The organism is Lelliottia nimipressuralis, from assembly GCF_004115925.1.
Taxonomy (GTDB): domain Bacteria; phylum Pseudomonadota; class Gammaproteobacteria; order Enterobacterales; family Enterobacteriaceae; genus Enterobacter; species Enterobacter nimipressuralis.
In genome coordinates, this window is record NZ_SDDX01000021.1 from 157108 (window position 1) to 169330 (window position 12223).

The 12223-nt window shown below is 54.0% G+C and carries 10 protein-coding genes; 2 read left to right on the forward strand and 8 right to left on the reverse strand.

All coding sequences use genetic code 11. From position 1 onward, the window contains the following. The first annotated feature begins 101 nt into the window (after positions 1-101). Positions 102-821: an outer membrane permeability protein SanA gene (sanA, locus tag ETG88_RS17970; protein WP_100779527.1), complete on the forward strand. Its 720-nt coding sequence runs from the start codon at positions 102-104 to the stop codon at positions 819-821. A gap of 39 nt (positions 822-860) precedes the next feature. On the opposite strand, the gene mglC is transcribed toward sanA, so the two are convergent. The 7 genes from mglC to ETG88_RS18010 form a co-directional block, all read right to left on the reverse strand. Further along, positions 861-1871 (reverse strand): galactose/methyl galactoside ABC transporter permease MglC, encoded by a 1011-nt coding sequence (gene mglC, locus ETG88_RS17975; RefSeq protein ID WP_100779526.1) that lies wholly within the window; start codon positions 1869-1871, stop codon positions 861-863. 15 nt (positions 1872-1886) lie between these two features. Then, complete coding sequence (gene mglA / locus ETG88_RS17980) at positions 1887-3407, reverse strand: galactose/methyl galactoside ABC transporter ATP-binding protein MglA (RefSeq protein WP_100779525.1); 1521 nt, start codon at positions 3405-3407, stop codon at positions 1887-1889. A gap of 81 nt (positions 3408-3488) precedes the next feature. Beyond that, positions 3489-4487 carry a galactose/glucose ABC transporter substrate-binding protein MglB gene (gene mglB / locus ETG88_RS17985; protein ID WP_129036018.1) on the reverse strand — a complete coding sequence of 333 codons (999 nt, stop codon included), beginning with the start codon at positions 4485-4487 and terminating at the stop codon, positions 3489-3491. 295 nt (positions 4488-4782) lie between these two features. Then, the gene (gene galS, locus ETG88_RS17990; protein WP_100779524.1) at positions 4783-5805 is read right to left on the reverse strand and encodes an HTH-type transcriptional regulator GalS; all 1023 of its coding nucleotides are present in this window, start codon (positions 5803-5805) and stop codon (positions 4783-4785) included. A 155-nt stretch (positions 5806-5960) separates the two neighbouring features. Continuing rightward, complete coding sequence (gene yeiB / locus ETG88_RS17995; RefSeq protein WP_129036019.1) at positions 5961-7118, reverse strand: DUF418 domain-containing protein YeiB; 1158 nt, start codon at positions 7116-7118, stop codon at positions 5961-5963. A gap of 16 nt (positions 7119-7134) precedes the next feature. Beyond that, a complete protein-coding gene (folE, locus tag ETG88_RS18000) occupies positions 7135-7803 on the reverse strand; it encodes a GTP cyclohydrolase I FolE (protein ID WP_100779522.1) in 669 nt (222 codons plus the stop codon). Positions 7804-7907: 104 nt separating this feature from the next. Beyond that, positions 7908-9056 (reverse strand): YbfB/YjiJ family MFS transporter, encoded by a 1149-nt coding sequence (locus ETG88_RS18010; RefSeq protein ID WP_102104862.1) that lies wholly within the window; start codon positions 9054-9056, stop codon positions 7908-7910. 138 nt (positions 9057-9194) lie between these two features. Between ETG88_RS18010 and fghA the strand changes: the two genes are divergently transcribed. Beyond that, complete coding sequence (fghA, locus tag ETG88_RS18015) at positions 9195-10031, forward strand: S-formylglutathione hydrolase (protein WP_129036020.1); 837 nt, start codon at positions 9195-9197, stop codon at positions 10029-10031. A 95-nt stretch (positions 10032-10126) separates the two neighbouring features. Here fghA and cirA read toward each other — a convergent pair whose 3' ends face one another. Beyond that, positions 10127-12097, reverse strand: coding sequence for a catecholate siderophore receptor CirA (cirA, locus tag ETG88_RS18020; RefSeq protein WP_102104864.1), 1971 nt, complete (start codon positions 12095-12097; stop codon positions 10127-10129). Positions 12098-12223: the final 126 nt, after the last annotated feature.

Genomic DNA, 12223 nt, shown 5'->3' on the forward strand with positions numbered 1-12223 from the left:
CTGCTGATGAAATTCCCCCCAATCAAACCGCTGTTTCTTGCGATTACCAGGCGGGTAAAGTAGCCTGAGTGAAATTTCCCTCCACGGAACGAGCCATCTTCATGTTAAAGCGCGTGTTTTACAGCCTGTGTGTCCTGGTCGGCATTCTGCTGTTGACTGTGCTCGGCCTCGACCGCTGGATGAGCTGGAAAACCGCCCCCTATATTTTTGACGATCTGCAGGATTTGCCTTATCGCCAGGTGGGTGTGGTGCTGGGGACGGCCAAGTATTATCGTACCGGCGTGATTAATCAGTACTATCGCTACCGCATTCAGGGGGCGCTGAACGCCTATAACAGCGGTAAGGTCAATTACCTGCTGCTAAGCGGCGATAACGCCCAGCAAAGCTATAACGAGCCGATGACCATGCGCAAAGATTTGATTGCCGCAGGCGTCGATCCGGCGGATATCGTTCTCGACTATGCCGGATTCCGCACCCTGGACTCCATTGTGCGTACGCGTAAGGTCTTTGATACTAACGATTTTATTATCATCACCCAGCGCTTCCACTGCGAGCGCGCGCTGTTTATAGCCCTGCATATGGGGATTCAGGCGCAGTGCTACGCGGTCCCTTCTCCGAAAGATATGTGGAGCGTTCGTGTGCGTGAGTTTGGCGCACGCTTTGGCGCGCTGGCGGATCTCTATCTCTTCAAACGTGAACCGCGCTTTTTAGGCCCGCTGGTGCCAATTCCGGAGATGCATCAGGTGCCTGAGGATGCGCAGGATTATCCGGCGGTTACTCCGGACCAACTGCTGGAATTGCAGAAGAAAGAGAAGAAATAAAAAAACCCGCTCGTGAGCGGGTTTTTCGTTTTGGCAAGATTACTTCTTGCGCGCGTATTTCAGGGAATCCAACGCCACCGCAAAGATGATAATCGCCCCTTTGATGATGTACTGCCAGTACGGGTTCACACCGATATAGGTCAATCCGTAGTTGATAACGGTAAAGATGATTACACCCGTCACCACGCCCACCACCGTACCTACACCGCCGCTGAAGGAGACGCCGCCTACCACGCAGGCTGCGATAGCATCCAGTTCGTACATGAAGCCGAGGTTGTTCGTCGCTGAGCCGATACGACCCGCTTCCAGCAAACCGCCGAAGGCATAGAACACGCCGGACAGGGCATAAATCATCAGCAGGTTCAGGGCCACGTTAACGCCGGACACTTTTGCTGCTTCCGGGTTGCCGCCGATAGCGAAGATGTTTTTACCGAAGCGCGTTTTGTTCCACAGCACCCAGACAAAGGCCACGGCGATCAGCGCGTAGAAGGTGATGTAGGAGAGGCGGAAACTGCCCAGCGCCACAAAGCCCTGCGCGAAGGTCGAGAAGCCGCTGTCGAAACCGGAAATCGGGGATGCGCCCACGAAGTCGTAGTACAGGGAGTTGATACCGTAAACGATAATCATCGTACCCAGCGTGGTGATAAACGGCGTCACGTTCAGATAGGCGATGATAATACCGTTGATCAGACCGATGATGGCACCCACCACACAGACAATCAGCACCACCACAATAATTGGCATGGTAGCCATCTCCGGGAACACCTTGTTGGCGTTTTCCATCGACTGCAATAGCGTGGCGGCCACAACCGCCGCCAGACCTACCTGGCGCCCTGCTGACAGGTCCGTACCCTGAGTCACAATCAGCCCCGCCACGCCCAGCGCGATGATGATACGCACGGAGGACTGGGTCAAAATGTTACTCAAGTTAAGCAAACTTAAGAACGTAGGGTCCTGGAAAATAATAATGGCCAGTAATACTAAAAGAACGACGTAAATACCGCCCTCTTTCAGATAAGTGAGAAAACTTTTTTTATTTAACGCACTCATGAGGAGCCCCTGATCTTAAAGGTGCAAAGACGCAAGACGGAGAATTTCGTTTTGCGTTGTCGTTTTGGTGTCAACAATTCCGGCAACGAGACCATTGCTCATAACCAGAATACGATCTGTGATCCCTAACAATTCCGGCATTTCGGAAGAAATAATAATGATCCCTTTATTCTTTTTAGCCAGTTCAGCAATCAGCTGATAGATTTCAAATTTTGCACCCACGTCAATACCGCGCGTCGGCTCATCAAGCATTAAAATTTCTGGCTGCGTTAATAACCAGCGACCAATAATAACCTTCTGCTGGTTACCGCCGGAAAGTGAACCGATTTGTGTCTGGTGCCCTGGGGTTTTTACACGCATCGAGTCGATAACCCACTGGGTATCGCTTTTCATGCGGGAAGTATCCAGCAGGCCCATCTTATTTTTATAGTTACGAATATTGGAGATTAACGAGTTGAAGTTAATATCCAGATAAGCATAAATCCCCGTCGAACGACGCTCTTCGGTCACCAGGGCAAAGCCATGGTTAATCGCTTCGTTGGCGTTATGGTTATTAATGCGCTTACCGTGCAGCGTAATGGTGCCGTCCGATTTTTCACGGATACCAAATAAGGTTTCCACGATATCGGTACGTTTCGCACCGACCAGGCCTGCGATACCCAGAATTTCGCCCTTATGCAGGTCGAAGGAGACATCGCGGATAGAGGGCTGACGCAAAGAGGTGAGATTGCGAACTTCCAGAATCACTTCGCCCGGCTTGTTCTCTTTGTCCGGGAAGCGCTGGTTCAGGGAGCGGCCGACCATCATGGCGATGATCTTGTCCATATCCAGCCCTTCGAGAGGCTGAGTGGTGATCCACTGGCCGTCACGCAGAATGGTGATCTCATCGCACAGCTGGAAGATCTCTTCCATTTTATGCGAGATATAGACGATGCCACAGCCACGCTCTTTCAGCTTACGGATAATGGTGAAAAGGTGGTTCACCTCTTTTTCCGTCAGGGATGACGTTGGCTCATCCATAATCACGATTTTCGCGTTATAGGAGAATGCCTTGGCAATTTCAATCATCTGCATTTGTGAAACGGATAAGGTGCCTACGCGGGCGCGCGGGTCAATATCAATATCCAGCTCATCAAAAATCGCTTTGGTGTCGCGATACATTTTGTCCTGATCGACAAATACGCCTTTGGTTGGGTAACGACCCAGCCACATATTGTCCATAACAGAACGCTGAAGCACCAGGTTTAATTCCTGGTGAACCATCGAAATACCATTCTCCAGTGCTTCCTTGGCGGAATGGAAGTCGATCTCTTTCCCCTGAAAAAGAATGCTACCAGAATCTTTTTGATAGATCCCAAAAAGGCATTTTAATAATGTTGATTTACCCGCACCATTCTCCCCCATCAACGCATGAATAGAGTGAGGACGTACTTTTAAATTAACATTGTCGAGAGCCTTAACGCCGGGAAAAGACTTGTTAATATTACTCATTTCTAACAAGAATTCGCCTGACGACTGAGTATTTGTGCTGACCATAATTATACCTTGACGGCCTCGCATATCGCGTTATAAAAGGGCGCAACGAATTGCGCCCTGTGAGAACATGCAATCTCTAACTTATTTACCGATAAACTCAGCCAGGTTTGACTGGTCTACGCCCACGTAAGGAACGCGAACGATTTTGTTCTCGATTTTCCAGTTGGTGCCATCAGCCGCATCTTTGCCATCGGCCAGGTTTTTCGCCAGATCGAAGGTCGCCTTAGCCTGGTTATTCGCATCGTTCAGAACGGTACCGGCCATTGCGCCAGACTTAACCAGTGCCAGCGCTTCTGGCAGTGCATCCACGCCGAAGACAGGAATAGACGATTTGTTGTGCGCTTTCAGTGCTTCAACAGCACCCATTGCCATCGCATCGTTGTTGGCGATAACCACTTCGATTTTGTTAGCGTTCGGACCAGACAGCCATGCGTCCATCTTATCTTTCGCCTGAGCGGTATCCCACATCGCGGTATCTAACGCCAGCTGCTGGGTTTTCAGACCTTTGTCGTTCAGCTCTTTGATCACATACGTGGTACGTGCTTCAGCATCCGGGTGGCCCGGCTCGCCTTTCAGCAGAACGAACTGAATCTGACCGTCTTTGTTCAGGTCCCAGTTCGGGTTCGCTGCCCAGTGTTTCGCGATCAGATCGCCCTGAATAATACCGGACTCTTTAGAGTCAGTACCGACATAGAAGGCTTTGTCATAGCTGTCCAGCGCTTTGCGGGAAGGCTCTTTGTTGAAGAAGACGATAGGCACATTCTGGCCACGTGCTTTTTCAATAACGGTGCCTGCAGCTGCCGGGTCAACCAGGTTGATGGCCAGGGCTTTCACGCCTTTCGCCAGCAGAACGTCGATCTGGTCGTTCTGTTTGGACTGGTCGTTCTGGGAGTCATTCATCAGCAGCTGAACGTCTGGCGCTGCTTTAGCATCTTTCTCGATAGCTTTACGAACAACAGACATAAAGTTGTCGTCGTATTTATAGATTGTCACACCAATACGGGTATCCGCAGCGTGCGCAGCTGCACCAAAAAGCATGCTTGCCATAACAGCAGACAGAGTCAACACCTTCTTATTCATGGTATCTCCGGTTTTTTTTATGCAGGGTAGTTCTTGTGAATAACGGTCGGCGGGCAGATGTTAGAAAAACGTTACTGACAGCCGAAGTTCACTTATAAAATTTCTATCTTCCGTGTTCGGTAACGCTCCAGTAATGCGTTTTATTTGTCGTTTGGGGCACTTTGGCTATAGTGAAAGTGATTAATCACCGTTACATAGCGTTTCAGCTCCTAAAACGCTGACATCATAGTCAGCGGCTTGTTAAGATACTGTGAATTTACTCACAGATTGAAAACGGTTACATCACCTGACGTAATCAGTTAGTGATCGGAGCCACAATTTGTTTAACAGCCACAGAATGGCGGCGTACTAAAGTCGGCATGAAACAGTGTGTTGCGCTCAAATCCTGCTGCCCTGCGGCGCCCTGTAACGCCAGCTCCGTTGCCAGACGGGCCATGGACGCAATCGGATAGCGCACGGTAGTGAGCTGCGGGTCCGTGTAACGGGCAATCGGAATATCATCAAAACCAATCAATGACAGATGCTGTGGCACCGCAATGCCGTTGTCTTTCAGGGCAGTAAGCGCCCCGGCGGCCATGCTGTCGTTGTAGGCAAAGACGGCGGTCAATTGCAGATTACGTCCGAGCAGTTCGACCATCGCGGCCTCCCCTCCCGGCATATCCGGCGAACCGGTACCAATCCAGCTGTCTGACGGCACAATCCCGGCTTCTTTCAGGGCGTTTTGCCAGCCTTCCCGTCGCATATCGTCATCTTCAATATGGTGGCTGGAGGCGAGATAACCGATGCGCTGATGGCCATTATTAAGCAGCATGCGCGTCGCCATCATCGCCCCACTGACGTTGTCCAGCGTGACACAGCGGTGGGCGTACCCCGGCACCACGCGGTTGATGAGAACCATGCCTGGGATTTGATCCATAAACCCCGCCAGCTCCTCATCGCTCAAGGCTTTTGAGTGGACAATCAGGGCATTACATCGCTGGCGGATCAGCACCTCAATGGCGTGACGCTCTTTTTCAGCCTCGTGGTAGCTGTTACCGATCAGCACATATTTGTGATGCTGCTGGGCGACAACGTCCACGGCTTTCACCAGCGCACCAAAGAAGGCATCCGACACATCCATCACCACCACGCCAATGGTGTCGCTCACCTGAGTGGCGAGGGCCTGCGCATTGGCGTTGGGCCGATAGCCGAGCTGCGTCACCGCTTTCATCACGGTTTCACGCGTTTCAGGGCTGACCAGCGCGCTGTTATTCAGCACGCGGGAGACGGTAGCAACAGAAACACCCGCGATGCGGGCTACGTCACGAATGGTGATCATATTCACCATCCTTTAAAGGATTGCAGCAACTCACAGACACCCCCTGTGTTTAGCAAGGAGGCTATTCTGGCAGTGACAAGGAGGGGACTACGTGAAGAAGCTCACACAGATGAAAACGTTTACATCCGTTTTGTTAATGATTGTGATCCAGATCGTTATCTGGATGTATTAGTCAATGATACACCTGCAGCACGTGCGGTTAATTGACGCCACAACCATTCCAGCGGTCCCTGGCGGAAGAAACGCAGCCAGATGACGGAAAACACCAGATTTACTGCCCAGACCGGAATAACAAACGCCAGCAGATGAAGGCGGTCGAATTTCATAAACAGACCAAAATGATAGAACAGCGTGGTGCAGATCAGGGTTTGCAGAAGATAATTGCTCAGCGCCATCCGGCCAACGCAGGCCACGGCAGCCACCAGTCTGAAACGAGCTATCTGCGGCCAGAAGCCGTAAATCAACGCCGCGTAGCCGATGGTCTGGAACGGGGCGCTCAGCTCACGCGGGGCCTGTAACAGGAACGCGCACCAGCGGTAATCCCAGCCCAGCATCCACTGCGCGACAATTGCGGGCAGATTGATGATGACGCCAGTCAGCACCAGCGCACATCCGGTCCGGCGGTAATGAGAGAGACTAAATTCCCCTTTCAGCCAGCCGGTGCGCATTAGTGCCGCGCCCATCAGCATCATTCCCGCCAGCTGCCAGCCGTACTGCGCGCCGAGGGCGATCAGGTTATCGCCGAGCATATCCGTGCGACTGCTGATCGCCTCCACGCCGCCTTTCAGCTTCCAGAACTGTTCGTATTGCAGATTCGCCGCATCCGGAGTCCATGAGCGGTTGGTCGACCCGCCGGAGATCATTCCCAGCAGCAACAGTACGCCGATGCCAATCAGGTAGAGGATCGCCCCCGTATTGAACAGGTTTTTTACGTCGTGGGCATCGCGGATCATTCGCCAGCAAATCAGACCGACTAATCCATAGGCCAGCAGAATATCGCCATCCCAGAAAAACAGGCCATGGATAAAGCCGAGCAGTACCAGCAGCGTCAGCCGCGACTGGATCCAGCGTTTGCCACGTTTGAGGAGCAGCTGCAGCCCTGCGCCGAAGAGGAGCGCAAAGAGCGTGAGGAATTTAACCTGCGCGAAAAGATCGAGAATCGCCCATGTCCAGGCGTCGCTGCGGGTAATATCGCCATACCAGGCGGGATTGAGATACGCCGCTTTGGGCAGTCCAAAAGCGGCGATATTCAGTAGCAGGATACCGAGAAAGGCAACGCCACGTACAAAATCCAGCGTGACATTACGCTCCATTTATCCTGCCCTGTGGTTAGTTGTGGTGACGCACGGCGCGCAGGAACTCCTGGCGGGTGTTCTGGCTGGATTTAAACAGGCCACCCAGCGACGTGGTGGTGGTCGCGCTGGTTGCATCGCGAACGCCGCGCGCTTTGACGCAATAATGGACGGCATCAATAGATACAGCCACATTGTTGGTGCCAAGCAGCGTTTGCAGCGCCGTCAGAATCTGCTGCGTTAAGCGCTCTTGTACCTGCGGACGCTGGGCAAAGAACTGCACAATGCGGTTGATCTTGGACAGACCAATCACCGTATCTTTCGGGATATAGGCCACGGTCGCTTTGCCGTCGATAGTCACGAAATGGTGTTCGCAGGTGCTGGTCAGGGTGATATCGCGCACAGTCACCATTTCATCGACTTTCATTTTATTTTCGATGACGGTGATTTTTGGGAAATTGGCGTAATCGAGACCGGAAAAAATCTCATCGACATACATCTTGGCGATGCGATTCGGAGTTTCCATCAGGCTGTCGTCGCTCAGGTCGAGATTCAGCAACTGCATGATCTCGGTCATGTGCCCGGAAATAAGACGTTTGCGTGTTTCGTTGTCCAGTTCATTAACAGGCGGACGCAGCGGGGTTTCAAGACCACGCGCGACTAAAGCTTCGTGAACGAGAGCGGCTTCTTTACTGAGTGATGGCATTATTTTTCTCCTGCAGGTGTGGCTGCCTTTTGCCCTCTTTGAAGCAAAAGTGTGCGCTCATTGTGCGTGAGGTGGCGCACATAATCCAGTATTCACAGCGATAATTATTGCAATTGCTGCTGCCTTTCGGCCTGACGATCCCAGACCAGTGCTCCGCCGACAAACAACGCCAGCCCTGCAAGGCCCAGCGCCGGCTCAAGCTGATGGGTAAGCCAGGTCGAGAGTGCCGACGTGACCGGCCCAACCAATTGACCGAGCGCATACCCCGTAGTCAGTAAACCGGCCATATAACGGGTGTGGTTCGGGGCCAGTTCGCGGCCGCACAGCAGGGAGAGCTGCACGGCACAGAGAAACCCACCGCCCACCAGCAATGCGCCCGTTATCAGGCCACCGATCCCCGGCATCAGCCAGGCGGCAAACACGCCCAGCCCCTGCAACCACAGGACAATCGACAGACGGCGGTTCGACGTCGAGACGTGGCGCAGGGCGATACTCAGCGCGATCCCGATGACAGACGCCGCGCCAAAGACGGGCCAGACAAACTGCGCAAACAGGCTGCCAGGGAAACGCACGGCCGCCATTTGCGATAAAAAGGTGGCCGGGAGAATGTAGCCAAACCCTGCCAGGCTGTAGCTCCAGACCAGGCGACGCAAATCGGTGGTCAGCACCAGCGGCTCCGGCGCCGTTCCCGGCCGATGCAACTGCCCGCCGCGCGGGAGATAACGCGCCACCAGCACGATAAGAATCAGCGCCAGCACGCCATAAATCTGCCACGCCGCGCCTGCTGAAAGCGAGCGTGCCTGAATATAGACCGCCAGCAGGCCGCTTAAGGCAATGCCCGCCCCCGGCCCGGCAAAGACCGCCGCGCTAAGCCCCGGCTTACCAAAATGGGCCAGCCGTTCGTTGGTCCATGCGGCAATCAGCACCATCGACCAGCCGCTCATGCAGCCGATCGCGAAACGAATCAGGCCGTGAATGATGGCGTTATCCGCGACGGCTGACAGCAGCGTCAGCGCTACCGCGCCGAAGATCCCGAGATAGAGACGCCCTTCAACAAAGCGGTGCGCCCGCATGGCATCCCACGCGCCAACTAAATAGCCCAGATAGTTCATGGCGGCCACCAGCCCGGCGCTGGTTAGCGTCAGCTGTCCGGCCGAAATCATCAGCGGAACCTGAGGCGTAAAAGCAAAGCGCCCTATCCCCATCGCCACCACCAAAACCACAAATCCGCTGAGCGCGATACGCAGCGCCATGATCGCCCCAATTGTTAAAATTTAGTTAATTCATGATGCAACATATCGACTTAATGCGGAAGTGAAAGTTGCTCACAGGTGAATGAATAATCTGTATTATGGATTGAGTGAATATCGACACAAAATCAGGAGCCTTGCATGGAACTGCTCGAAGAGCACCGTTGTTTTGAAGGTCGGCAGCAGCGCTGGCGGCACGACTCCACCACGCTGAACTGCGCGATGACGTTCAGCATCTTTCTGCCACCGGTCACCGGGAACGTTAAGCCGCCGGTGCTGTACTGGCTCTCCGGCCTAACCTGTAATGATGAGAACTTCACCACCAAAGCGGGTGCACAGCGCGTTGCGGCTGAATTAGGCATTGCGCTGGTGATGCCCGACACCAGCCCGCGCGGCGATGATGTCGCTGACGACGCCGGATACGATCTGGGTAAAGGGGCGGGTTTCTATCTGAATGCGACCCAACAGCCCTGGGCGAGCCACTACCGGATGTACGATTACATTCGCGACGAGCTGCCTGCTCTGATCCAGGCGCAGTTTGCCGTGAGTGACCGCGCGGCCATCAGCGGGCATTCGATGGGCGGACACGGCGCGTTAATTATGGCGCTTAAAAATCCGGGTAAATTCACCAGCGTCTCCGCTTTTGCGCCGATTGTGAACCCGACTCAGGTGCCCTGGGGGCAGAAAGCGTTTTCGAATTATCTGGGCGAAGATGCCACCACGTGGCAGGAATGGGATAGCTGTGCGCTGATGCTGGCGAGCCTTCCGGAACAGGCGATCCCGACGCTTATCGATCAGGGTGATGCCGATCAGTTCCTCGCCGATCAACTGCAGCCCGCAGTGCTGGCGGAAGTGGCGCGGCAGAAAAGCTGGCCTTTGACCCTGCGCATCCAGCCGGGGCACGATCATAGCTATTACTTTATTGCCTCGTTTATCGAGGATCATCTCCGCTTCCATGCGGAGTATTTACTGAAATAACCCAGCCTGTTGCCCGGTGCGCTACGCAAACCGGGCCAATACAGAGCGCAATCGCTGGCCGGGAAAGGCATAACCTTCACCCGGCCAGCTCGCTATCAGAAGCGGTAATCCACTGCCATAAAGTAACGACGGCCATCTTCCGTATAGCTGTAATCGTCGCGGCTGAGATCTTTATCCAGCAGGTTTTGCACGCCTGCACGCAGTTTGACATTTTTCGTTGCCTGCCACGCTGCACCGGTATTCCAGACCACATACCCGCCTGGCGTTGCATCGCCGGCGGTGATGGCACGTTTTTCGCCGGAGTAGTTACCCTGCATATAGAAGGACCAGTCCTGCGTTGCCTGCCAGTCCACGGTTCCGTTCGCGGTATGGAAAGGCAGCTCGGACAGCGGTTTGTTGCCGCCGTTGCTGATATCACGTCCGTCGTTGTAGGTGTAATTCAGCGTCACTTTCCAGTCTTCGGCCAGCGGGAATTTCAGCTCGGTTTCCACGCCGCGAATACGTGCTTTGTTGACGTTGTAGTAGCGGAAAATCGGCTCACCGTCGGCATTCAGCCCAACGTAGTTTGGATAGCTCTGCGCCTGATTTACATTTGCGGTACGGAGGATGCTGATGCGGTCATCCACATCGTTCTGGAAGGTGGTAATACTGGCCTGAACGCCCTCTAACCAGCCCTCTTCCCCGGCATAGTAAAGACCCAGCTCAAAGCTTTCGCTGGTTTCAGGTTTCAGATCCGGGCTACCGACAATTTCACAGGCACCACGGCACGAACCGGTGGTCCAGTCCGGGCTTAACTGCAGTAAGGAGGGAGCTTTGAAGGCCGTCGCCCAGCCGCCTTTCACCGTCACGGTGTCTGTTGCGCTATAGACCAGGTACGCACGCGGGCTCCAGTGGTCGCCGTAGGTTTCGTGATCGTCCATACGCACGCCAGTGGTCAACGCCAGCGGCTCAAAAATACGCCATTCGTTTTCAATAAACAGCGCGTACTGGCTGGCAGAGGTGTTGCTGCTGGAGCCGCCGGTCAGGTTCACCGGATCTTTCAGTTTGTCGTGTCGCCATTCGCCGCCGAAGGTCAGCAGCTGGTTAATTTCACTAAGCGGCAGGACATATTTCCCGTCGATACTGTTGCTTTCGGAGGTAATCGGGCTGCTGTTACCAGGGTTTTTGTTATCGACTTTCTCGCCGTAGAATTTCAGCTCGCTGTTGCCGACATCCCAGCGCCCGTTGTGGCTCAGGGAGTAGTTCTGGCGCTCAAGGCGGTTCTGGTCGAGAGAGTCTGAGTCACGGTCCTGACGATCGAAACCGTAGCCTGCGGTGAAATCGTGGTTTTGATTCGGCGTCCAGGCGAATTCGACGTTAGCGTCGCGGCTGGTGAACCCTTCGATGCGCGGCGTTTCGCCCGTCGCAGAGGTTGAGGATTCCTGCTGGTCATCCTTTTCGCGTTTAGAGAGGCTACCGTAGGCTTTCAGCCCCAGCACGCCATCTACCAGCGGACCGCTGGTAAAGAACTGACCGTTGTAGGTATCACCGCGATCGCGATGTTCCTGAATCGTGGTGTCGGCGGTCAGGGTGCCGGTCCATTTCTGGCCGATTTTTTTGGTGATGATGTTTACCACCCCGCCCAGCGCATCGGACCCGTACAGCGATGACATCGGGCCGCGCACCACCTCGATACGCTCGATGGCATCAACCGGAACCCAGTTGAGATCGAAATCGTTATGGCGGAAGACGGCATTGCGGGAGTTGACGCGCTTACCGTCCACCAGAATCAGGGTGTAGCTGCTGTCCAGCCCACGGATACTGACCCCTTTACGGTTATCCCCTTCGTTGGTGAGTTGCACACCTGGCACGTCCTGTAACACATCTTTCAGGTTCTGAACGGGTTTACGCTGCAGATCTTCCTGAGTAATGACGCTGATACTGGCCGGTGCATCTTTGAGGTTTTGTTCAGTGGCAGACGCCGTGACAACCAGGGTATCGCCGGACTCAGCCGCAATAACCGGTAACGCCAGGGACAGTGCAGACGCACAGAGTCCTCCCCGTACGAAGGGATTTAACCTAAACATTCCATATCTCCATGAGGTAAACACAACAATATCAAATAATTATTGCTCACAGTGCATTGCATACCGCCGGCTTCTTTGGCCAGTCGGCTGTGTGTTTCTTTGCAGGTGTGGCAGTAACGTCATCGT

Bases quoted from the DNA above. Each gene is read 5' to 3' on its own strand.
- mglA (WP_100779525.1), bottom strand. From the start codon at position 3,407: ATGGTCAGCACAAATACTCAGTCGTCAGGCGAATTCTTGTTAGAAATG.
- mglB (WP_129036018.1), bottom strand. From the start codon at position 4,487: ATGAATAAGAAGGTGTTGACTCTGTCTGCTGTTATGGCAAGCATGCTT.
- sanA (WP_100779527.1), top strand. From the start codon at position 102: ATGTTAAAGCGCGTGTTTTACAGCCTGTGTGTCCTGGTCGGCATTCTG.
- fghA (WP_129036020.1), top strand. From the start codon at position 9,195: ATGGAACTGCTCGAAGAGCACCGTTGTTTTGAAGGTCGGCAGCAGCGC.
- cirA (WP_102104864.1), bottom strand. From the start codon at position 12,097: ATGTTTAGGTTAAATCCCTTCGTACGGGGAGGACTCTGTGCGTCTGCA.
- ETG88_RS18010 (WP_102104862.1), bottom strand. From the start codon at position 9,056: ATGGCGCTGCGTATCGCGCTCAGCGGATTTGTGGTTTTGGTGGTGGCG.
- yeiB (WP_129036019.1), bottom strand. From the start codon at position 7,118: ATGGAGCGTAATGTCACGCTGGATTTTGTACGTGGCGTTGCCTTTCTC.
- folE (WP_100779522.1), bottom strand. From the start codon at position 7,803: ATGCCATCACTCAGTAAAGAAGCCGCTCTCGTTCACGAAGCTTTAGTC.
- mglC (WP_100779526.1), bottom strand. From the start codon at position 1,871: ATGAGTGCGTTAAATAAAAAAAGTTTTCTCACTTATCTGAAAGAGGGC.
- galS (WP_100779524.1), bottom strand. From the start codon at position 5,805: ATGATCACCATTCGTGACGTAGCCCGCATCGCGGGTGTTTCTGTTGCT.